21 protein-coding genes are annotated in these 20,141 nt (G+C 57.8%); 7 read left to right on the top strand and 14 right to left on the bottom strand.

The genetic code is table 11. The annotated features are described in order from the left end of the window. The first annotated feature begins 62 nt into the window (after positions 1-62). The gene (locus tag F3I47_RS15690; RefSeq protein ID WP_046102516.1) at positions 63-2,216 is read left to right on the top strand and encodes an ornithine decarboxylase; all 2,154 of its coding nucleotides are present in this window, start codon (positions 63-65) and stop codon (positions 2,214-2,216) included. 817 nt (positions 2,217-3,033) lie between these two features. Here F3I47_RS15690 and mltC read toward each other — a convergent pair. From mltC to mutY, 3 genes are read right to left on the bottom strand one after another with little or no spacing between them, the layout of a single operon-like run. Continuing rightward, positions 3,034-4,113, bottom strand: a complete 1,080-nt coding sequence (gene mltC, locus F3I47_RS15685; protein ID WP_009087159.1) for a membrane-bound lytic murein transglycosylase MltC — start codon at positions 4,111-4,113, stop codon at positions 3,034-3,036. A gap of 53 nt (positions 4,114-4,166) precedes the next feature. Further along, positions 4,167-4,439: an oxidative damage protection protein gene (locus tag F3I47_RS15680; protein ID WP_009087157.1), complete on the bottom strand. Its 273-nt coding sequence runs from the start codon at positions 4,437-4,439 to the stop codon at positions 4,167-4,169. Beyond that, positions 4,436-5,524, bottom strand: coding sequence for an A/G-specific adenine glycosylase (mutY, locus tag F3I47_RS15675; protein ID WP_150030153.1), 1,089 nt, complete (start codon positions 5,522-5,524; stop codon positions 4,436-4,438). The genes F3I47_RS15680 and mutY overlap by 4 nt, the downstream gene beginning before the upstream one ends. Before the next feature lie 154 nt (positions 5,525-5,678). On the opposite strand from mutY, the gene trmB reads away from it, so the two are divergent. The 3 genes from trmB to F3I47_RS15660 all read left to right on the top strand — a co-directional run bounded on the left by trmB (position 5,679) and on the right by F3I47_RS15660 (position 7,579). Beyond that, a complete protein-coding gene (trmB, locus tag F3I47_RS15670) occupies positions 5,679-6,398 on the top strand; it encodes a tRNA (guanosine(46)-N7)-methyltransferase TrmB (protein ID WP_046102515.1) in 720 nt (239 codons plus the stop codon). Beyond that, positions 6,398-6,724 carry a YggL family protein gene (locus F3I47_RS15665; protein ID WP_009087152.1) on the top strand — a complete coding sequence of 109 codons (327 nt, stop codon included), beginning with the start codon at positions 6,398-6,400 and terminating at the stop codon, positions 6,722-6,724. Before trmB ends, F3I47_RS15665 begins: the two co-directional genes overlap by 1 nt. 138 nt (positions 6,725-6,862) lie before the next feature. Continuing rightward, positions 6,863-7,579, top strand: coding sequence for a DUF2884 domain-containing protein (locus F3I47_RS15660; RefSeq protein WP_150030154.1), 717 nt, complete (start codon positions 6,863-6,865; stop codon positions 7,577-7,579). Between the two features lie 36 nt (positions 7,580-7,615). On the opposite strand, the gene hemW is transcribed toward F3I47_RS15660, so the two are convergent. From hemW to F3I47_RS15640, 4 genes are read right to left on the bottom strand one after another with little or no spacing between them, the layout of a single operon-like run. Continuing rightward, positions 7,616-8,755, bottom strand: coding sequence for a radical SAM family heme chaperone HemW (hemW, locus tag F3I47_RS15655; protein WP_046102514.1), 1,140 nt, complete (start codon positions 8,753-8,755; stop codon positions 7,616-7,618). Further along, positions 8,748-9,341 (bottom strand): XTP/dITP diphosphatase, encoded by a 594-nt coding sequence (locus F3I47_RS15650; RefSeq protein ID WP_009087148.1) that lies wholly within the window; start codon positions 9,339-9,341, stop codon positions 8,748-8,750. Before F3I47_RS15650 ends, hemW begins: the two co-directional genes overlap by 8 nt. A 21-nt stretch (positions 9,342-9,362) precedes the next feature. Then, positions 9,363-9,917, bottom strand: coding sequence for a YggT family protein (locus F3I47_RS15645; RefSeq protein ID WP_009087146.1), 555 nt, complete (start codon positions 9,915-9,917; stop codon positions 9,363-9,365). Between the two features lie 12 nt (positions 9,918-9,929). Beyond that, positions 9,930-10,637 carry a YggS family pyridoxal phosphate-dependent enzyme gene (locus tag F3I47_RS15640; protein WP_009087144.1) on the bottom strand — a complete coding sequence of 236 codons (708 nt, stop codon included), beginning with the start codon at positions 10,635-10,637 and terminating at the stop codon, positions 9,930-9,932. 14 nt (positions 10,638-10,651) lie between these two features. Between F3I47_RS15640 and F3I47_RS15635 the strand changes: the two genes are divergently transcribed. Beyond that, on the top strand, positions 10,652-11,656 hold the full coding sequence (locus F3I47_RS15635) for a type IV pilus twitching motility protein PilT (RefSeq protein ID WP_150030155.1): 1,005 nt from the start codon (positions 10,652-10,654) through the stop codon (positions 11,654-11,656). Here the strand turns inward: F3I47_RS15635 and ruvX are convergent. The 6 genes from ruvX to F3I47_RS15605 all read right to left on the bottom strand — a co-directional run bounded on the left by ruvX (position 11,650) and on the right by F3I47_RS15605 (position 15,861). Beyond that, positions 11,650-12,069, bottom strand: coding sequence for a Holliday junction resolvase RuvX (gene ruvX / locus F3I47_RS15630; RefSeq protein ID WP_009087141.1), 420 nt, complete (start codon positions 12,067-12,069; stop codon positions 11,650-11,652). The two genes, F3I47_RS15635 and ruvX, sit on opposite strands and share 7 nt — an antisense overlap. Further along, on the bottom strand, positions 12,069-12,632 hold the full coding sequence (locus tag F3I47_RS15625) for a YqgE/AlgH family protein (RefSeq protein ID WP_150030156.1): 564 nt from the start codon (positions 12,630-12,632) through the stop codon (positions 12,069-12,071). Before F3I47_RS15625 ends, ruvX begins: the two co-directional genes overlap by 1 nt. An 87-nt stretch (positions 12,633-12,719) precedes the next feature. Continuing rightward, positions 12,720-13,664, bottom strand: coding sequence for a glutathione synthase (gshB, locus tag F3I47_RS15620; protein ID WP_046102511.1), 945 nt, complete (start codon positions 13,662-13,664; stop codon positions 12,720-12,722). Between the two features lie 103 nt (positions 13,665-13,767). Continuing rightward, positions 13,768-14,499 carry a 16S rRNA (uracil(1498)-N(3))-methyltransferase gene (rsmE, locus tag F3I47_RS15615; RefSeq protein WP_009087137.1) on the bottom strand — a complete coding sequence of 244 codons (732 nt, stop codon included), beginning with the start codon at positions 14,497-14,499 and terminating at the stop codon, positions 13,768-13,770. 69 nt (positions 14,500-14,568) lie between these two features. Further along, entirely contained in the window at positions 14,569-15,273 is a 705-nt protein-coding gene (endA, locus tag F3I47_RS15610; RefSeq protein ID WP_009087136.1) for a deoxyribonuclease I, read from the bottom strand. A gap of 75 nt (positions 15,274-15,348) precedes the next feature. Beyond that, positions 15,349-15,861, bottom strand: a complete 513-nt coding sequence (locus F3I47_RS15605; protein ID WP_009087135.1) for a SprT family zinc-dependent metalloprotease — start codon at positions 15,859-15,861, stop codon at positions 15,349-15,351. 249 nt (positions 15,862-16,110) lie between these two features. On the opposite strand from F3I47_RS15605, the gene F3I47_RS15600 reads away from it, so the two are divergent. Further along, entirely contained in the window at positions 16,111-17,217 is a 1,107-nt protein-coding gene (locus tag F3I47_RS15600; RefSeq protein WP_190311363.1) for a glycosyltransferase, read from the top strand. Next, on the top strand, positions 17,207-18,475 hold the full coding sequence (locus tag F3I47_RS15595; protein ID WP_190311364.1) for an O-antigen ligase: 1,269 nt from the start codon (positions 17,207-17,209) through the stop codon (positions 18,473-18,475). Before F3I47_RS15600 ends, F3I47_RS15595 begins: the two co-directional genes overlap by 11 nt. Positions 18,476-18,544: 69 nt before the next feature. Here F3I47_RS15595 and F3I47_RS15590 read toward each other — a convergent pair whose 3' ends face one another. Then, positions 18,545-19,942 (bottom strand): sugar porter family MFS transporter, encoded by a 1,398-nt coding sequence (locus F3I47_RS15590; protein WP_009087132.1) that lies wholly within the window; start codon positions 19,940-19,942, stop codon positions 18,545-18,547. Positions 19,943-20,141: the final 199 nt, after the last annotated feature.

Raw genomic sequence — 20,141 nt, 5'->3', positions numbered from 1 at the left:
GCCGGGGCGCTGTCCCCATGATTGTGCCACGGGCACGTCCTCCCTGCCGTTAGGGACGCTTTATGACTCCACTGAAAATTGCTGCCAGCGCCGCTGTGGCGCCCAGTCTGACTCTGAACACCGCGCGCGACGTGGTGACGCTGGATAACACCGACTTTACCGATGTCGCGGCGGTTGTCGTCTCGCTGGCGGATACCCGCAGCGGCATACTGACACTGCTGCGTCATACCGGGTTCGACCTGCCGGTATTTGTCGCCAACGCCTTTGAAGAGGAGGTGATGCACCTGCCCGGCGTCAGCGGGGAGCTGAATGGCGATCCGCAGGAGTGGATTGCGCTGGAGGCGGCCGCGCAGGCCTATGAAGCGGCGCTGCTGCCGCCCTTTTTTGAGACGCTCTCCCGCTATGTTGATATGCAGAACAGTACCTTTGCCTGTCCCGGTCATCAGGGCGGCGCGTTCTTCAGGAAACATCCGGCGGGTAAACAGTTCTATGACTTCTATGGCGAAAATGTTTTCCGCTCGGATATGTGCAATGCCGACGTCAAACTGGGCGATCTGCTGATCCACGAAGGATCGGCTAAAGATGCGCAAAAGTATGCGGCAAAGGTGTTTAACGCCGACAAAACCTACTTTGTGCTTAACGGCACCTCAAGCGCCAATAAAGTGGTGACCAATGCGCTGCTGACCCGGGGCGATCTGGTGCTGTTTGACCGCAACAACCATAAGTCGAACCACCATGGCGCGCTGATCCAGGCGGGGGCCACGCCGGTTTATCTGGAGGCGGCACGCAATCCTTTCGGCTTTATTGGCGGCATTGATGCGCACTGCTTTGATGAGGCCTATCTGCGCGAGCAGATCGCGGCGGTTGCTCCGCAGCGCGCAGAAGAGGCGCGGCCTTTCCGTCTGGCGATCATCCAGCTGGGCACCTACGACGGCACGGTCTATAACGCGCGTCAGGTGGTGGATCGCATCGGTCATCTGTGTGATTACATCCTGTTTGATTCCGCATGGCTCGGCTATGAGCAGTTTATCCCGCTGATGGAAGGCTGTTCGCCGCTGACGTTAGAACTGAACGAGAACGATCCCGGCATTTTTGTCACGCAGTCGGTGCACAAGCAGCTGGCGGGTTTTTCACAGACCTCGCAGATCCACAAAAAAGATAATCACATTCGCGGACAGCGCCGCTTCTGCCCGCACAAACGGCTGAATAACGCCTTTATGCTGCACGCCTCAACCAGTCCGTTTTATCCGCTGTTTGCCGCGCTGGATATTAACGCCCGGATGCATCAGGGCGAGGCGGGGCGTCGCCTGTGGGATGAGTGCGTCACGCTGGGGATCGATGCGCGTAAAGCGATCCTGGAGCGTTGCGAAATGATCCTGCCGTTTGTGCCGGAGCGCGTGGCCGGGCAGCGCTGGCAGGATGCGCCCACGGAGACGATCGCCCGCGATCTGCGCTACTTCAGCTTCGAACCACAGGAAAAGTGGCACGGTTTTGCCGGTTATGCGCGCGATCAGTATCGGGTCGATCCCTGCAAGCTGCTGCTGACCACGCCGGGGATCGATGCCGCCAGCGGGGAGTACAGTGATTTCGGTATCCCGGCGACGATTCTGGCGAACTATCTGCGCGAAAACGGCATTGTGCCGGAGAAGTGCGACCTCAACTCGATCCTGTTCCTGCTGACGCCAGCAGAGAGCCCGGAGAAGATGGCGAATCTGGTGGCGATGCTGGCGCAGTTCGAGCAGCACGTCAGGGATGATGCGCCGCTGGCCGAAGTGCTGCCGACGATCTACCGTAAAAATGCGCAACGCTATGCCGGTTACACTCTGCGTCGCCTCTGTCAGGAGATGCACGATCTTTACGTCAGTCACAACGTGAAGGATCTGCAGCGTCTGATGTTCCGCGCCGCGGAGTTCCCGCCGGTCAGGGTGAATCCGCAGGATGCCCATCAGGCGTATATTCGCGGTGAGGTCGAGCTGGTGCCGATAGCCGAGGCCGCAGGACGGATTGCCGCCGAGGGCGCGCTGCCTTATCCGCCGGGCGTGCTCTGCGTGGTGCCGGGAGAGATCTGGGGCGGCGCGGTGCAGCGCTATTTCCTGGCCCTGGAAGAGGGGCTGAACCTGCTGCCAGGCTTCTCGCCAGAGCTGCAGGGCGTTTACACCGAAGAGGATGAGCAGGGACGTAAATATCTGGTGGCCAATATGATGGTGAGGGGGTAGTTTCGCTGCGCGAAGGGGCTGGATTAGCAGCAGGCTGGCACTGAGAGGGGTTCGCCTGCCAGGCGTGAGGGAGTTATTACCTGGCGGTGGGTTGGCTCTAGAGGGGTTTGCCTGCCCGGCGGTGGGCTGGCACTGAGAAGGTTTCGCCCGCCAGGCGTGAGGGAGTTTCAGCCTGCCCGTGCAGGCGGACGCGTCAAGGGGCGGATGCCCGCCCCTTAACAATCCCGGCGTCCGGCAGCCTCCGCGCCCCGCGTTGCGGGGTACCTTCGTCACGCCCTGCGGCCGACGGACCGTCCGGACTCGCCATCCCTGGCTCGTGCCGTCCTCTCGCCGACGTCCTGTCGGCTCATCCTGGCCTCCGGTTGCTCCTCAGCGCGCCGGATGCCTCTCCCACACCCCCGCCTTTGAAATCTTATGTTTTCCGGGATGCAGAGCTATCTGCTGGCCTGAAAGCGCAAGGCTCCTACACAATTTTCACCGCAATAAGAGAGCCACATAAAAAGAAGAGATAACAGCGGGGGAGGGAGGCCGTCTGAGCCGCTGAGCGGATGAGGGATTTCAGGACGAGCGACAGGGATGTCGCGAAGAGGCGGGTTCGCGCCAGGGATGGCGCGTCCTGCCGGTCCGTGAGAAATCCGGAAGAAGCGAAGGGACCGCGAAGCGGCGGTGAGGCAGGCCGGAGCCCGGGGTCAAGGGGGCGCGGCGACTGGCGCCCCCTTGTCGGTCGCCTGCAGAGGCGAAACTGAAACTGCCGGATTCCACCGGCGAACGAAACTTTCTCATAGCCCGCTCGCGCAGCGAACACCCCCGGATCCAATCAGAACCCGCGATAACTCCGCTGTGCGGTACTCACCTTATACAGATAACGGCGCGACTCCGCCGACGGATGCTGGCTGGTCAGGATCTGATAGACCCTGTTCGGCGGCAGGTCGTTAATCATCGCGAATGCCCGATCTTTATCGCTGGAGAAGACGCGCAGAACGCTGCCTGCACCACCGTTATAGGCGGTGATCACCGCATAGCGGCGGGACAGCGGATCCTGAATGCCGCCCAGATAGCTGCGCTGCAACAGCGACAGATAGGCGGTGCCCGCATCGATATTGTTCTCCGGGTCCAGCAGATAGCTGCGGCTCGGCTTGCCCCATTTTCCCTTCATGCGGAACACGTCAACACCGGCGGTGTGCTGCACCACCTGCATCAGGCCCAGTGCATCGGAGTGGCTCACGGCGTAGGGGTTAAAGCTCGATTCGGTCTGCATAATCGCCAGAATCAGCGACGCATCCACACCATACTGTTCGGCGGCTTTGCGCACCATCGGCAGGTATTTGTGTGCACGCTTATCCAGGTGGTTCGGCACCATCGGAATTGTAATGGTGTAAATCACATGCAGCCCCGACGTGCGGCGCTGCAGTTTGTGCTGGATCAGATAGTCAGCAAAGGCTTCAGCGCGGCCCTGCCAGCGAATCGGCTGCCCGGTGTTATCCAGCACCTGACCATAGAGCAGTGGCTCTTTACTGATCACGATATCGTTGGCATCGGAGTAGAGATCGACATTGCCCGGATCGTCGCCAATCAGCAGGGTGGTTACGATCGCCTGACGCAGGCTGGCCATGGGATCGGTGCCCGAAATCGTCTCGATAGTCAGCTTACCGCTTTCAAAGTTGATGTGGCTGCGGGTGTAATAGTTGTCACTGTATTTGACGTAATCTTTGGGCCCGGCGATCAGGACCTCATTGATACCCCAGATATTCTCAATATTGTGAGCAAACTGCCCCATCAGAATATCAAAGCCGTTAGTGTCTTTTACCCACTCTTCGTGGAACTGCTGTTTTTTCGACCCGGAACAGGAAACCAAAAGTGGTGCTATCACCAGCAGGGCGATTAATTTTTTATTCATTGGGAATGCAAGCCTGACCTGGATAACCGGCCCCAGCGATGAGGCCCGAAAATTTACGCTTCTGGCGGTGTATAGCCTTCGATGTGAACGTCTTTGCCTTCGAACAGGAAGTTGACCATCTCCTTCTCCAGGACTTTACGATCCTCAGGATTCATCATGTTGAGCTTCTTCTCGTTGATCAACATGGTCTGCTTCGCCATCCACTTCTGCCAGGCTTCTTTCGAAATCTCGTTGTAAATGCGCTTACCCAAATCGCCCGGATAGAGCTGAAAATCCTGTCCTTCCGCGTCGCGCTGTAAAAACGTACAAAAGATGGTGCGGCTCATTCTTCTTCCTCATTAATCTCACAACTGTCCAAAGCCAGTTGTCGGGGATGGCGCAGCTCGTGCAGCAGGCGCTCAACGGGTGCAGCTAATCCCACAGATGGTGGCAGCGCTAAGTTATACCAGAGACCGCCTGCTTCATCCATCGCCGCCCCGACAGAAGGCCATGCCAGCCACATTGGCACAATATCGAGATGGAAATGGCTGAAGGTGTGACGAAAGGCCGTCATCTGCTGCGGTCTGGCGTGGATGCCGCGTGCCGCCAGCCAGTCGTTCAGCGCCGCTTCGGTGGTGAATTGCGGGAAGCAGAACAGCCCTCCCCATAAACCCATGGGGGGACGCTGCTCCAGCCAGACATCATCGCCATCCTGAATCATCAGGAACCAGCCGCTGCGCTCCGGCAGCACCTGTTTAGGCTTCTTACCGGGATAGCTGGCCCAGCTGCTGCTGGCATAGGCTTCACAGCCGCTGTTCAGCGGGCAGATTTCACACTTCGGTTTCGAGCGGGTGCAGACCAGCGCGCCCAGATCCATCATCGCCTGGTTAAACTGGCTGACGCCCTCAGCGGGGGTGACCTCTTCGCTGATCTGCCAGAGCCGCTTCTCGACCTCTTTTTTGCCCGGCCAGCCGCTGACGGCATAACAGCGGGCCAGCACGCGCTTGACGTTGCCATCCAGAATCGGGAAGTGCTGTCCCAGTGACAGCGACAGGATCGCCCCCGCCGTCGAGCGGCCTACGCCGGGCAGGGCAGAGACATCATCGAAATTCACAGGGAACTCGCCCTGATGAACATCGACAATCTGTTTTGCCGCCTTGTGCAGGTTACGCGCACGGGCGTAGTAGCCGAGGCCGGTCCAGAGATGCAGAACCTCATCCAGCGGTGCCGCCGCCAGATCGCTGACCGTGGGGAAGCGCGCCATAAAGCGTTCGAAGTAGGGAATAACCGTGGCAACCTGGGTCTGCTGTAACATCACTTCAGACAGCCACACCTTGTAAGGTGTTTTCTCCAGCTGCCAGGGCAGGGTTTTGCGGCCAAAGCGCTGATACCAGTCCAGCACCTGTTGCGCGAACTGCGGCGCTTGCATCATAAGAAGGAAAATTTCCGTGTTTACTCTACACTCAGGCAGGAATTCCAGCACATGCGCACCTGGGTGTAAACCGGAAGATTGCAAAGGCTTGCTTCTGCTTATGAACTTTGCATAATGCCCGTTTCCCGGAACAGGCTAACCAGCAGGCTTTTACATGATTAATGACGTCATCACCCCAGAATTTGATGAGAACGGGCGGCCATTGCGCCGGATCCGCAGCTTTGTGCGCCGCCAGGGTCGCTTAACCAAAGGCCAGCAGCAGGCGCTGGACACCCTGTGGCCGGTCATGGGGGTGGAATATCAGCCGGAGCCGATCGATTTAGTCGCGCTGTTTGGCCGCGAGGCACCGGTGACGCTGGAGATTGGCTTTGGTATGGGCGCGTCGCTGGTCACCATGGCGCAGAACACGCCGCATCAGAACTTCCTGGGTATTGAAGTGCATGCGCCAGGCGTGGGAGCCTGTCTGGCCGCCGCGAAAGAGGCGGATGTACAGAACCTGCGGGTGATGTGTCATGACGCGGTGGAAGTGCTGGAGAAGATGATCCCGGATAACTCGCTGCGCATGGTTCAGCTCTTTTTCCCCGATCCGTGGCACAAAGCGCGTCATAACAAACGCCGTATCGTCCAGGTGCCTTTCGCCGAACTGGTGATGCGTAAACTGAAGCTGGGCGGCGTTTTCCACATGGCGACCGACTGGGAAGCCTACGCGGAGCATATGCTGGAAGTGATGAACAGCATTGATGGTTACCGTAACCAGTCAGAACAACAGAATTATGTGCCGCGTCCTGAGACGCGTCCACTGACCAAGTTTGAGCAGCGCGGGCAGCGTTTAGGCCACGGCGTATGGGATTTAATGTTTGAGAGGGTGAAATAATGGCCACACAACGCAGCCGCCGTTTACGCAAAAAACTGCACATTGATGAGTTTCAGGAGCTGGGTTTCTCGGTTGCCTGGCGCTTCCCGGAAGGCACCAGCGAAAGTGAAATCGATGAGACGCTCAACCAGTTCATCAACGAAGCGATCGATCCTAACGGTCTGGCTTTTGATGGCAGCGGTTACCTGGTGTGGGAAGGTCTGGTCTGCCTGCAGAAAACCGGCAAATGCACCGAGGAGCATCGCGCTCTGGTCCGCAAATGGCTGGAAGATCACAAGCTGCAGGATGTGCAGATGACGGAACTCTTCGACGTCTGGTGGGACTAAAGGTCAGGTCGGTCAGGCTGCTGGTCTGCCATCCCGGATGGGGCAGAACGCCAAGCCGCCGGCCCGGTTTTAAGAAACACGGTGTCGGGCTGAGGCCCGATCGCTGAACGGTTCCGCACCAGATGTTAGGGAGTAGATATGATGCGTAAAGCGCTTCTTGCTGTGCTGCTGGCAGCAGCGACCCAGGCTCAGGCAGCCTATGAATGCAGCGTTAAGCCGCAGGATGATGTGGTGATTAAGCCGCAGAGCGTGCAGGTGGTTGGTGCCAATGGCAATCTTGAGATCTCGCCGCAGGGCGACGTTCAGTTCAACGGGCAGAAGGTGTCGCTGAGCACAGCGGAACGCCAGAAAGCGATCGATTACCAGAACGCGCTGCGTCGCGATCTGCCGTGGATCGACAGCGGGGCGACCTCACGTCTGGAGAAAGGACGTGCGGCACTGGATCGGGTGATCGTGGAGAAACTGGGCACCGACAGCAACGTCCGCAATCGCCTGAGCACGCTGAATGGCCAGCTGAAACAGCAGATGAACCGCATCATCGAGCACCGCGACGACGGGCTGACGTTCCACCATCAGGCGATCGATAAGGTGCGCGCGGAAGGGGAGAGGCTGGTTCAGTCGACGCTGGGCGGCGTCATGCAGGATAGCCTGAATGAGATGGGCAGTAAGCAGGGCAGTGGCGGCAGCAATCCGCTGCAGGCGATTATGGGAAATCTTGGCGGTCTGCAGCAGTCGATTCAGGCTGAGTGGAGCAAACAGGAGCAGGATTTCCAGAACTTCGGTCACGAGGTCTGTAATCGCGTCATTTCGCTGGAAGATCAGCGTAAGCAGCTGACGGGCTCCCTGAAAAAATAGTGTCACGCCTCAGCCTGCCGGGCTGAGGCGCCTTTGTTACTCTTCCGCCAGAAACAGCTCCAGCAGCGAATTCAGAAACAGTTTTCCTTTCTCTGTAATCTGCCACTGATCCGCCGTTTCCGTCACATAACCCGCAGCGATCGCGGCATCCATCTGCGGACGGATCGCCTGCTCTGACAGACCGGTGTAGCGGCTGAACTCGTCGCGCGGTGCTGCTTCCAGCAGGCGAAAGCGGTTCATGAAATATTCAAACGGCTTGTCGCTGTCGGCCACCTCATACTGCTTCTCGCGGTAATTTCCCTGCATGAATCCACGCGGATGACGGGTTTTCACCGTGCGTACAATGCGCCCATCCGGTTGCGTCAGCTTGCCGTGTGCGCCACAGCCGATCCCCAGATAGTCGCCGAAACGCCAGTAGTTAAGGTTGTGCTCACAGCGATAACCCGGCTTCGCGTAGGCGGAGGTTTCATACTGCTGATAACCCGCCTCCCGCAGCAGCTGATCGCCCTGTTCGAAAATGTCCCACAGCGCATCATCATCCGGCAGCACCGGCGGACGGGAACCAAACAGGGTGTTGGGTTCAATGGTCAGCTGATACCAGGAGAGGTGCGGCGGATTGAGCGCAATCGCCTGACGTAAATCGTCGAGCGCCTCTTCCAGCGACTGGTCCGGCAGGCCGTGCATCAGGTCGAGGTTGAAGCTGCGCAGCGACAGCGACTGTGCCAGTTGGGCGGCACGGGTCGCCTCGTCAGGCCCGTGAATGCGGCCGAGGCGCTGCAGCTTCTGCGGACTGAAACTCTGAACGCCAATCGAAATACGGTTAATGCCGGCGCGCTGATAGGCGCTGAAGCGATCGGCTTCCACGGTGCCCGGATTGGCCTCCATGGTCACCTCCGCATCGGGAGCCAGCGTCAGACGCGCCCGCACCCCATCCATCAGCATCTGCATCGCGCTGCTGCTCAGCAGGCTGGGGGTGCCGCCACCAATGAAGATGGTGCGCACTTCGCGGCCATGAATCAGCGGTAGATCGATCTCCAGATCGCGCAGCAGGTGCTGCACGTATTCAACGTGCGGCACCTCATCCTTCAGCGCATGGGAGTTAAAATCGCAGTAGGGACACTTCTGAACGCACCACGGAATATGGATATAGAGACTTAACGGCGGCAGATTAGGCATTACGCATCGCTTCCAGCAGCAGCGTCAATGCTTTACCCCGGTGAGAAACGGCACCTTTTTCCGCTTTGCTCAGTTCAGCGGCCGTTTTACCCAGCGCCGGAACAGAGAAAATCGGGTCATATCCAAAGCCACCGGCACCCGCAGCGGAACGGGTAATTTCCCCCTCCCAGCTGCCGTGGAACACCAGCGGCGTAGGATCGTCCGCATGACGCAGATAGACCAGCACGCAGTGGAACTGCGCCTGACGCTGGCCGTCCGGCACGTTTTCCAGCGCCTGCAGCAGCTTCTCCAGATTCTGCTGATCGCTGGCATCTTCTCCGGCGTAACGCGCCGAATAGATACCAGGCGCGCCACCCAGCGCATCCACGGCCAGGCCGGAGTCGTCGGCAATCGCCGGCAGTCCGGTGATCTGCGCCGCGTGACGCGCTTTGAGAATGGCATTCTCGATAAAGGTCAGGCCGGTCTCTTCCGCCGACTCAACCCCCAGGTCACTCTGAGCGACGATATCCAGACCAAAGGCGGAGAGCAGCTCCGCCAGTTCACGCACTTTGCCGGGATTACCGGTGGCGAGCACAACTTTTTGCATAACAGTTCCAGTTTGATTCATTTACAGCAGGTACCAGAGACCCGGGAACAGGTCCATGCCGAGAAAGTTCAGGGCATACAGCACCAGGATGACGATCATCGCGGAGAAATCGATACCGCCCATGGCAGGCAGAATACGGCGAATCGGTGCCATCATCGGTTCGGTCAGCTGCACCAGCAGGTAGTCGACCGGGCCGCGACCCTGGCTGATCCAGCTCATCAGTGAGCGAATGATGATCACCCAGAAGACCAGATAACCGGCCGATTTAATCAGCGACAGCAGGCCGACCAGCAGGTTGGTCGGATCAACCGAGAACACGCCCACCTGAATCAGCAGTAAAATCGGGTATTTCAGCGTGGTCAGGACAAAGGCCAGCAGCAGCGAGGCGGTATCAATCGGCCCCAGTGCCGGAATGATGCGGCGCAGCGGCTTAACAATCGGCTGCGTGACTTTGACGACGAACTGCGCCACGGGATTATAAAAATCGCAGCGTGACCACTGCATCCAGATGCGCAGCAGCAGCACCATGACGTAGAGATCGATCAGCGTTTTTACTAAAAACGTCAGTGTTAACATGAAGTTCCTCTGTTATTGTTGTGAGTTGTGCGCATAATCGCGTGCGCCAAAAATGGCGGTGCCGATGCGCACCATCGTACTGCCTGCGGCGATGGCCGCCTCCATGTCATCGCTCATTCCCAGCGAAAGCGTGTCAATATGCGGATAGTGCTGCTGCAGCTGACGGAATGCTTCCGCCATCTGCTGACACACCGCCAGCTGCTTCGTGTAGTCACTCTCCGCCGCCGGAATCGCCATTAATCCCCGCAGTCGCAGCTGCGGCAGGGCCGCTATCGCCTCTGCCAGCCCGGAAACGGCCTCCAGCATGATGCCAGATTTACTCGTCTCGTCACTGATATTTACCTGAATTAACACATTCAGCGGTGGCAGTGAGGCGGGACGCTGATCGTTGAGCCGCTGGGCAATGCGCAGACGGTCAAGGGTGTGGCACCAGGCAAAATTTTCCGCCACCAGCCGGCTTTTATTGGACTGCAACGGACCGATGAAGTGCCACTCCAGTTCCGGATGTGCGGCCAGCGCCTGAACCTTTTCAACCCCTTCCTGCACGTAATTTTCGCCAAAGGCGATCTGACCCGCGGTAAAGGCTTCTTCGACCGCGCTCGCAGGTTTGGTTTTACTGACGGCAAGCAGGGTAATTTCTTCTGGTGCGCGGCCGCAACGCGCGGCAGCGGCCGCAATGCGCTGCCGGACTTGCTGTAGGTTGTGCTGGATTGAGGTCATAGTCAGGAGACATTATGAATCTGGATGAAATGGTGGCGCTTAGTGTAAAGCATAATGCGGCCGATCTGCACCTTTGCAGCGGACATTTGCCCTACTGGCGGCGGCAGGGGAGGCTGGAGGCGATTCCGCAGCAGAGCCCGCTCTCGGCCGCCTGGATGACGGAGTTTATGGCCCGCTGGCTCAGTGAACCCCAGCGCCAGCAGCTGGCGCGTGACGGGCAGATCGATTTCGCCCTGAGCCTCGCCGACGGTCAGCGTCTGCGCGCCAGTCTGTTTATGCAGCGCAACGGCCTGTCGCTGGCGCTGCGCCTTATCTTTGCGGTCTGCCCCACGCTGGAGAGCCTGCAGCTTCCCGCCGTGGTGCCGACGCTGCTGGAGCAGCAGGATGGATTGATTCTGGTCACCGGGGCGACCGGAAGCGGCAAATCCACCACGCTGGCGGCGCTGGTGGATGCGCTCAATCGCCAGCATGCCCGTCATATCATCACGCTGGAAGATCCCATTGAATTTATCCACCACAGCCAGCAGTCGCTGATACAGCAGCGTGAAATAGGCCTGCACTGTCCCTCTTTCTCACTGGGCATCAGAGCGGCGCTGCGGGAAGATCCCGATGTGATTCTGCTGGGCGAGCTGCGCGACAGCGACACCATCCGTCAGGCGCTGACGGCGGCGGAAACGGGGCATCTGGTGCTGGCAACCCTGCACACCCGCGGCGCGGCGCAGGCGGTGGACAGGCTGGTGGATGTCTTTCCGGCGGAGGAGAAACCGCTGGTGCGAACGCAGCTGGCGGGCAGCCTGAAAGCGGTCATTGCGCAGCGGCTGGTGCCTTCCGTTGCCGGATCGCGCATCGGGCTGTTCGAGATCCTGGTTGCGACACCGGGCATCACTCATCTGATTCGGGAGGGCAAGATGCACCAGATCCCTGCTCTGTTGCAGACCGGCGCACAGGCCGGTATGCAAACCTTTGAGCAGAGCAGGCTGGCACGTGAAGCTGCCGGACTGATCGCGTCAGGTCAGTAGTGGTTCTCGAACCAGTCCTGCAAAATGATGGCGGCCGACTGTGAATCCACCGACCCTTTGCTGAGCGCACGATAACCGCCACGTTCGAAGAGACCCGCACGCGCTTCGACGGTGCTGAGGCGCTCATCCTGTAGCTCGACCCGGATGCCAAACCGACCGTGCAGGCGATTGGCAAATTTTCGCGCCCGGGCCGTTAACGGCTGTTCAGTGCCATCCATATTGAGGGGTAAACCCACCACCACGAAATCGGGCTGCCACTCTTTCAGCAGCTTTTCAATGAGCAGCCAGTCTGGCGTACCATCCTGGGCTTTCAGCGCCGCCAGGGGGCGGGCGCTGCCGGTGAGTTGCTGACCGACGGCGACACCAATGCTTTTGGTGCCGAAGTCGAAACCTAACAGTGTTTGCGTTGACATCAGGCGTGTCCGGCGTCGCTGGCCATGTTGTGAATATCGACGCCGATACTGCGCGCCGCTTCGCGCCAGCGCTCTGCGATAGGCGTCTGGAACAGGATATGGCTGTTGGCAGGGGTCGTGAGCCAGGCATTTTCCATCAGCTCATTTTCCAGCTGATCTTTTTCCCAGGCGCAGTACCCCAGCGCCACCAGCACATTTGTGGGCTGAGAGGCGGTGCCAATTGACTCCAGCACGTCACGGGATGTGGTGATGACGGTGTTGTCGGAGACACGAATACTGGAAGTAAAAGTCCGTTGCGCTGAGTGCAGAATAAAGCCGCGATCTTCCGCCAGCGGGCCACCGGTGAAAACCGGCTTATCCAGCCTGATGGCCGGGTCGCGATCGTCAGCAGAGATTTTCAGCTTCTTCAGAATGCCTTCAACCGTCAGGTTTTCCATGGGTTTATTGATGATCAGTCCCATTGCACCTTCTTCGTTATGTTCGCAGAGATAGACCACGGAACGCTTGAAGAAAGGGTCCTGCAATGAAGGCATGGCAATCAAAAAGTGATGTTGTAAATTCATTCTCACACGATGTACCAAAAAAATAACCGGCACGCGACGGCCGCACCGGTATTGGGTTGATCACGGAGCCTCGCCCCGGCGTCTTGCTCAGCCCAGGCGTTTCTCAATGGCATCCATCAACATGCCGGTGATGGAGATCGGGAACGCAGCCTCAATTTCACGAATGCAGGTCGGGCTGGTCACGTTAACTTCAGTCAGTTTATCACCGATGATGTCGAGACCGACAAAAATCAGTCCTTTTGCTTTCAGCGTCGGGCCAACACGGCGCGCAATTTCCCAGTCGCTTTCGCTCAGTGGGCGGGCTTCACCGCGCCCACCGGCGGCGAGATTGCCGCGCGTTTCACCGCCCTGCGGGATACGCGCCAGGCAGTAAGGAACCGGCTCGCCATCCACGACCAGCACACGCTTGTCACCCTCTTTGATAGCCGGGATATAGTTCTGCGCCATGCAGAAGCGGCTTTCGTGCTCGGTCAGGGTTTCCGTGATGACGCCAAAGTTAGGATCGTCCTGCTTCACGCGGAAGATAGAGGCGCCGCCCATGCCATCCAGCGGTTTCATGATGATGTCGCCATGCTCCTGCCAGAAGGCGCGCAGCTGCTCTTTGCGGCGAGTCACCAGAGTCTCAGGCGTGAACTCCGCAAACCAGGCGGTGTAGAGCTTTTCGTTACAGTCACGCAGGCTCTGCGGTTTGTTCACGATCAGCGTTCCCAGCTCTTCTGCGCGCTCCAGAATGTAGGTCGCATAGATGAACTCGGTGTCGAAAGGGGGATCTTTACGCATCAGGATCACATTCAGGTCAGCCAGCGGGATCTCCTGCTCGCTGCCGAACTGATACCAGCTATCCGCATTCTGCTCAACGCTCAGCAGGCGGGTGCGGGCAGAGGCGACGCCACCGCGCATCGAGAGATCGTGCATCTCCATGTAGTGAATTTCATAACCACGGCGCTGTGCTTCCAGCAACATGGCGAAGCTGGAGTCTTTTTTAATATTGATGGACGAAATAGGGTCCATCACGATGCCAAGCTTAATCATTATTATCTCCTCGGTAAGGCGTTGATCGCCTCGTTCGGTTCGGTCTGCAGTGGGCCGAACAGTCAGGACACTATGCCTGCTCTCTCACCGCCGAAAGTATCGCTTAACCCAGGTCGCCAAACCTCACCTGAAGTGCCGTAATGGCGGTCAGCGCGGTGGTTTCGGTTCGCAGAACCCGTGGGCCAAGCAGGATGTCCGTAAAATCGTGCTGCGCCGTCATCGCAATCTCGTCCGCTGACAGGCCGCCTTCCGGGCCAATCAGCAGCCGGACCCGCTCCACAGGCTGTGGCAGCGTGTTGATACTCTGGCTGGCACGCGGATGCAGGTTGAGCTTCAGACCGCTGTCCGCTTCCGCACACCAGGCTTCCAGCGTCATCGCTTCACGAATTTCCGGCACGCGATTGCGGCCACACTGCTCGCAGGCGGCAATCGCAATTTTCTGCCACTGCTGGATCTTCTTCGCCAGACGTTCAGCATCAAGCTTTACGCCACAGCGCTCGGAAAACAAGGGTGTAATGACGTTCACGCCCAGTTCAATTGATTTCTGGATAGTGAATTCCATTTTTTCACCGCGCGACATCACCTGACCTAAATGCAGATGCAGAGGTGACTCGCGATCGTCCGGCTGGCTCTCTGTGACCGATACTTTTACACGCTTTTTATCAACATGCGTGATCTCTGCTGCAAAAGTCAGATTAGTGCCATCAAAGAGTTCCAGACGCTGGCCTGCCGTCATCCGGAGGACCCGGCCCACATGGTTGGATGCATCTTCATCCAGAGTAATTTCACTGCCGATGTTCAGAGGCGCGGCGTGATAGATGCGAGGTATGCGCATAAGGTTCCTGAGACCGGACGCCGCGCTGCAGCGGCGTCATGGGAAAAGAGCTAGTGTAGGGCAGGGATTTTAGCGCTGGCAAGCCTGCTGCACATAAGGATTGTGATTGCCCTGCACCCTGGCAATCCGCTGGTCGCGTTCGCACTCCCACGGCGTGACAGGATAGAGCTTATCCCAGGCGGTAAACAGCTGCGTCTGCTGGCGCGAAATGCGCAGATGGTACTGGTCGCGCATATAGAAATAGGTGCGGGCAATCGCGCCCCGCGCCCGCGCAGGCGGCTCCGCCTGCTTCAGTTTAAAGTCGATCTTCATCTCACACTGACCATACTGCTTCTCGCTGCCGTTCCACTGACTGTAGGCGAAGTTGCCGCGGTCGCCATTCACTTCACCCACCGCAGGCTGCAGGTTGTGCAGATCGGTTTCGATGCGGCGATAGTCGGGGTCTTTGTTGCAGTTTTTGCGGCCACCGTCCTGCCAGCACTGGCGCTGATGTCCAAACTCCCACGCAGGCATCACATGTTCCCACTCAATGCGTGCGGCGCGATTCGCATTTTTGCGCACCTGATAGCCACAGCTGTTGAGATCGGGGATGCCCTTTTTTCCCTGCCACGTAATTTTACAGCCACAGTAAAAGGAGCCCGGTGCATCGGCATTAATCGCCGCAGCAAAGGTTTTGGCCTGCTGAAAGTTATTCTGATGATAGTTATTCAGGTTGATAGCGTCAGCGGCAGGGGCAAACAGCAACGCCACCGCCAGACTTAAAATGCGAGACATATTCCAGCTTCTGTTCAGTACAAAAAAGGGCGGCAGGTTAACAGAATGTCCAATAGGGCGGAATGGGGAATAGTCTCAGGCTGGCACAAACTCGCCCGCGGTCAGCAGGCTTCCGCAGTGCACGCAGCGATACTCACTCTCTTTGCGCACCACCCGATTATGGCGCCGCACCGTAAGCTGGTGCTGCTGGCACTGACAGCGATAGGCAAAGGTCTTGCTGCGCACGGAAGCGATCTCAAACTGATGGGTGCGCCGCGCCGGCACGCCCAGCACCTGCTCCATCATCCACTTCCACTCTTTGCCGTGCGGCGCAACGCGACCAAACTGTTTCCAGACCAGCAGATGCGCCAGCTCATGCGGCACCACTTCATCAATAAACGCCTGCTGATTTTCCAGCAGCAGCACCGGATTAATGCGGATTTCCCAGGCGGCCAGCCAGGCCGTGCCCGCCGCCGTGCCGCGCTGCTGGTAGAGCAGGGCAGGTTCCGGGTAGTCCGTTTTCAGGGCCTGATTGGCACGCGCAAGCGACTGGCGCAGCGAGCGCATCACCGCCTGCTGCAGGGCAATAGGGAGACGAGGTGTTTTCATGGCGTTCAGGATAATCATCGCTGTCCGGGAACTCAACATAACCCGCGAAAATGGCAGCAGCGTGGCTATAATCTGCCGCCCCGTTTCCGGCACGGCAGGCGGCGGCCACAGGGTGGTCAGACGAGGCGCGGCAGCGGCGGAAATTTCCGGATTAAATATGGTTATCGGCGTTTTTAGAATATCCTATTGATAAGGTTCACTGCAGCGTGAACCGATGAGATGCGACAGGCACAGTGTACGGACAACGCAATGAAAAATAATAACATCAGGAAGCAGCGCATTGTGCTGGTGACCGATTTGATGGCAGGTCGCGGCGGTATGGAGAATGTGACCGGTCAGCTGATTACCGCGCTGAATGCAGAGGCCGGAACGGAAGCGGGGCTGTTTATTATCAACAGCGGCGAAGAGAGCCACTCCCGTGCCTGGACCGCCAACGCTGTTTTAGCCGAGAGCGTCTGCACGCTGCGCAACAAAAAGATAAAAAATCTGATTCATACGCTGCGAATGGCCGCCTTTTTTCGCCGCTATCAGCCCGATCATGTCCTGACCCTGAATACGATTCCCTGCCTGATGACGCGCCGCGCCATCAGCCTCTCCGGCCGTAAAATCATGCTGTCGAGCTGGATGCATCTGCCCCCGCGTGAACGTTACCGTCCCCACTATCTGCTGCGGGCCGATCACCATTTCGCCATCAGCCAGCAGATTAAACAGCAGCTGGTGGATCTGGGTGCCCGTGATACAGACGTTGATGTGATCTATAACCCGGTAAAGCGCACTGAGGTGGTCATTGGCCGCCCGAAGGGGCTGAAGTTTCTCTATATCGGGCGCATCCACTTCCAGCGACAGAAACAGCTGAAAGATCTGTTTGATGCCCTGCAGCAGGTCAGCGTCCCCTGGACACTGGAGATGGTGGGAGATGGCGAGGATCTGGCGCAGTGCCAGCACTACGCGGCGCAGCTTGGGATTGCGGATCGCATCACCTGGCATGGCTGGCAGGAGAACGCCTGGGAGTATGTCCTCCACCACATCAGACAGGTCAGCTGTCTGCTCATGACCTCCAACTTTGAGGGGTTCCCGCTGATCCTGCTGGAGGCGATGTCGCGCGGCGTCTACTGCGTCTCATCCGACTGCATCAGCGGTCCGGCGGAAATTATTCAGAACGGTCACAATGGTCAGCTCTACCCTGTCAATGACAGCATGGCGCTGGCCGCTATTCTCAACGCCATGAGCGGGGATTTCCGTTTCCCTGACCATCAGGTTATTAAAGCGAGCATCACCGGTTTTTATGAGGAAAATTATATGAAGCACCTGATGACCGTGCTTAATCGCCTTACTGAGGTTAAGCATGACGAATAAAACCGAACGCAATGGATTAACGTTACTGGTTAATTTCTCCGTGATTGCGCTCTGCCTGGCACTCTCACTGAATATGTTTGTTACCGGTCTGCCGCAAAAAATATTCTACTTCGTCTCCTATCTCTCCGTTGCCTCCATACTCTATGGCCTGGTGCGCAGACGGATCGACTTCAGGGGAGCGGGTTTTTATCTCGCGCTGTTCGCTGTTCTGGTTATCTTTGCCCTGATCCGTCTGTTCTGGGCCCTCCACGTTAAGGGGATTGAGACCGCCCCCTCAACCGATGCGATAACCAATATCGGCAACTACCTGCTGGGCGCGAAGCGGCTGTTGCTGGGCGCGTTTATTCTCCTCAGCCTGGCTATTTATGGCGATCGGGTTTCCCTGACCACGCTGCGTATCGGGAAAGTGCTCATTCTGATCGGACTACTGATTACGCTGGGCTTCGGTATTCATGAGCATCTCTACACCGCGAACATCCGCATCAAACTCACGACTGAAGCGGCGTCGATGTCCTCCTACATGATTCTGTTTATCTACTGCGCCTGGCTATGGCTGAGTCGTTTTGAGACGCATCGCTACTGGAAGGTTGCCGATGTGGTGGTGCTGGCTGTCACCTTCGCACTGCTCTACCTGTGTGCAACCCGCGTGACCCTGATTGCGCTGATCGCCACAGGCCTGCTGTTTGTGGTGCAGAGTTACCGGTTGTCGCTGCTCACTAACTGGCGCGTCGGCACGCTGGCGGTGGGCGTCGTGGCGCTGCTGATCCTGATGACCAGTAACCGCTGGGTGGAAGGGGTGCAGGATATTGAGAACTTTGGCTCCAACAGCTCGACCTCGCTGGGTGCGCGCGTGGCGATCTGGGGCGGAGCGATGAATTTTATTGAGCATCACGGCGGCTTCGCAACGCCGGATGCGCGCACCACGGAGGCGCGCCAGTTCATCATCAAACACTATCCGCTCAATGTGGAAGGCTACACCAACGTCAAATACAACATGCACAACGAGTTTCTCGAAGTGACGACGTTACAGGGATGGCTGGGGACGCTGTCGCTGGCGCTGCTCTATCTGACGACGCTGGCGGGCTGGCTGAAGAAGTGCGATCTGCGCGGGGCGGCGCTGCCGATGCTGGCGCTGTTTATCACCGGGCTGACCGATTCGGTGCTGCCCTATAACCAGACTGCCACCATCTTTATCATGGCGCTGGCGCTCTGCTGCCTGCCGCGGCCCCGGCCGGACGTGCGGTTCACCCCGGTATGATAAGGGGCTGAACCAATAAAAAGGGCGGGGTTTCCAGAGAAACCCCGCCCTTTTTTTAGTGCTTAACGGTTAGTCGCGTGCACCGATGTCGCGCAGTTTTTTACCGGCCATCAGGTTACGTTCGATGTGTTCCAGCGAGACGTTTTTGGTTTCCGGAATCAGCATCAGCGTCAGCAGAATGAAGAACAGGTTAAGCAGCGCGTAGACCCAGAAGGTGTTGGCGTTGCCCAGGGTATTCAGCATCGTCAGGAAGGTCGCACCCACGATCATGTTGGCGATCCAGTTGGTGGTGGTCGAGACGGTGATACCGAAATCGCGGCCTTTCAGCGGCTGAATTTCAGAACAGAGTACCCAGATCAGCGGACCGGCTGACATCGCGAAGCCAACGATGAACATCAGCAGCATGCCTACCGCGAAGTACTGTGCGCCCGGCGAGGTAATGCCAAAGTGCAGCATCGTTCCCAGCACGCCCATACCGGCAGCCATCACCATAAAGCCCAGAATCAGGGTCGGTTTACGGCCCCAGCGATCCACCAGGCCAATGGCAATAAAGGTCGCCAGCACGTTGACCAGACCGACGATGACCGTACCCCACATCTGCTGCGTGGTGTTGGCGAAGCCGGCAATTTCAAAGATTTTAGGTGCGTAGTACATGATGACGTTCATACCGGTAAACTGCTGCATAACCTGCAACAGAATGCCGAGGTAGACGGCACGACGGAAGTGGCTGCTGCTGGTGAACAGACCCCAGCCAGACTGCTTGATCTTCAGGCTTTCACGAATCTCATCCAGCTCACGTTTTGCCTGCTCACTGGTGTCGCGCAGACGGTCCAGTACGCGTTGCGCATCGCGGAAGTTGCCACGCGCCGCCAGCCAGCGTGGGCTGTTTGGCAGGAAGAAGACACCGATCAGCAGCAGCAGGGCAGGGATGGTGATGACGCCCAGCATCCAGCGCCAGTTGCCGGTAAAGCTGAAGGCGGTATCAGACAGGTAAGCACCCAGAATCCCGATGGTGATCATCAGCTGATAGAGTGAAATCATACTGCCGCGAATTTTTTCTGGAGCGATTTCAGAAAGATAAAGCGGGGCGGTATAAGAGGCGACACCGACTGCCAGACCCAGCAATACGCGGGCACTGATCAGCATTTCCGGGTTTGGCGCCATCGCCGACCAGAGAGAACCGATAACGAACAGAATCGCACCGGCCATCAGGCTCTTTTTACGGCCCAGGCGGGAGGACATCCAGCCGCTGCCGATAGCCCCCACCGCAGCACCAAACATCATGGAACTGACGATCCACTCCTGCTGATGAGCGGTAACGTTGAAGTCCTTTGCGATAAACGGCAGGGCACCGGCAATCACGCCGATATCCAGACCGAACAGCAGACCCGCAAGGGCTGCCAGAAAGCAGACAAATAAGGTCATCGCCTTATTTGAAGTTCTGCTTTTGTGTGTATTGCCAGGCATTTTAGCCTCCAGGTTTATCCATCATTGTTTTTATCAATGTTAAAAAACCTTTTACGGGAAAAAAGTGAGTCTGATCACATCAGTGTAATCGCTTACACACGCTGAAACCCTGAAATTCAGCATATTTTACCCATAAAGATTAATTAACCAGTGAGGTATAGCACTCATTAAGTTTCTGACAATGCTCTATTTATTGGCT

Origin of the sequence: Pantoea sp. M_10 (genome assembly GCF_008631515.1) — a bacterium.
Classification (GTDB): Bacteria; Pseudomonadota; Gammaproteobacteria; order Enterobacterales; family Enterobacteriaceae; genus Pantoea; species Pantoea anthophila.
Note: the sequence above shows the minus strand (reverse complement) of the source record. Positions and strands in the feature narration are given on the sequence as shown.

What these genes read in the sequence shown, in the direction of transcription:
- F3I47_RS15690 (WP_046102516.1), top strand. Translation starts at nt 63, where the DNA reads ATGACTCCACTGAAAATTGCTGCCAGCGCCGCTGTGGCGCCCAGTCTG.
- trmB (WP_046102515.1), top strand. Translation starts at nt 5,679, where the DNA reads ATGATTAATGACGTCATCACCCCAGAATTTGATGAGAACGGGCGGCCA.
- mutY (WP_150030153.1), bottom strand. Translation starts at nt 5,524, where the DNA reads ATGATGCAAGCGCCGCAGTTCGCGCAACAGGTGCTGGACTGGTATCAG.
- F3I47_RS15665 (WP_009087152.1), top strand. Translation starts at nt 6,398, where the DNA reads ATGGCCACACAACGCAGCCGCCGTTTACGCAAAAAACTGCACATTGAT.
- F3I47_RS15645 (WP_009087146.1), bottom strand. Translation starts at nt 9,917, where the DNA reads ATGTTAACACTGACGTTTTTAGTAAAAACGCTGATCGATCTCTACGTC.
- endA (WP_009087136.1), bottom strand. Translation starts at nt 15,273, where the DNA reads ATGTCTCGCATTTTAAGTCTGGCGGTGGCGTTGCTGTTTGCCCCTGCC.
- F3I47_RS15625 (WP_150030156.1), bottom strand. Translation starts at nt 12,632, where the DNA reads ATGAATTTACAACATCACTTTTTGATTGCCATGCCTTCATTGCAGGAC.
- ruvX (WP_009087141.1), bottom strand. Translation starts at nt 12,069, where the DNA reads ATGTCAACGCAAACACTGTTAGGTTTCGACTTCGGCACCAAAAGCATT.
- F3I47_RS15590 (WP_009087132.1), bottom strand. Translation starts at nt 19,942, where the DNA reads ATGCCTGGCAATACACACAAAAGCAGAACTTCAAATAAGGCGATGACC.
- F3I47_RS15635 (WP_150030155.1), top strand. Translation starts at nt 10,652, where the DNA reads ATGAATCTGGATGAAATGGTGGCGCTTAGTGTAAAGCATAATGCGGCC.
- F3I47_RS15650 (WP_009087148.1), bottom strand. Translation starts at nt 9,341, where the DNA reads ATGCAAAAAGTTGTGCTCGCCACCGGTAATCCCGGCAAAGTGCGTGAA.
- F3I47_RS15605 (WP_009087135.1), bottom strand. Translation starts at nt 15,861, where the DNA reads ATGAAAACACCTCGTCTCCCTATTGCCCTGCAGCAGGCGGTGATGCGC.
- rsmE (WP_009087137.1), bottom strand. Translation starts at nt 14,499, where the DNA reads ATGCGCATACCTCGCATCTATCACGCCGCGCCTCTGAACATCGGCAGT.
- F3I47_RS15595 (WP_190311364.1), top strand. Translation starts at nt 17,207, where the DNA reads ATGACGAATAAAACCGAACGCAATGGATTAACGTTACTGGTTAATTTC.
- F3I47_RS15680 (WP_009087157.1), bottom strand. Translation starts at nt 4,439, where the DNA reads ATGAGCCGCACCATCTTTTGTACGTTTTTACAGCGCGACGCGGAAGGA.
- F3I47_RS15600 (WP_190311363.1), top strand. Translation starts at nt 16,111, where the DNA reads ATGAAAAATAATAACATCAGGAAGCAGCGCATTGTGCTGGTGACCGAT.
- hemW (WP_046102514.1), bottom strand. Translation starts at nt 8,755, where the DNA reads ATGCCTAATCTGCCGCCGTTAAGTCTCTATATCCATATTCCGTGGTGC.
- F3I47_RS15640 (WP_009087144.1), bottom strand. Translation starts at nt 10,637, where the DNA reads ATGACCTCAATCCAGCACAACCTACAGCAAGTCCGGCAGCGCATTGCG.
- mltC (WP_009087159.1), bottom strand. Translation starts at nt 4,113, where the DNA reads ATGAATAAAAAATTAATCGCCCTGCTGGTGATAGCACCACTTTTGGTT.
- gshB (WP_046102511.1), bottom strand. Translation starts at nt 13,664, where the DNA reads ATGATTAAGCTTGGCATCGTGATGGACCCTATTTCGTCCATCAATATT.
- F3I47_RS15660 (WP_150030154.1), top strand. Translation starts at nt 6,863, where the DNA reads ATGATGCGTAAAGCGCTTCTTGCTGTGCTGCTGGCAGCAGCGACCCAG.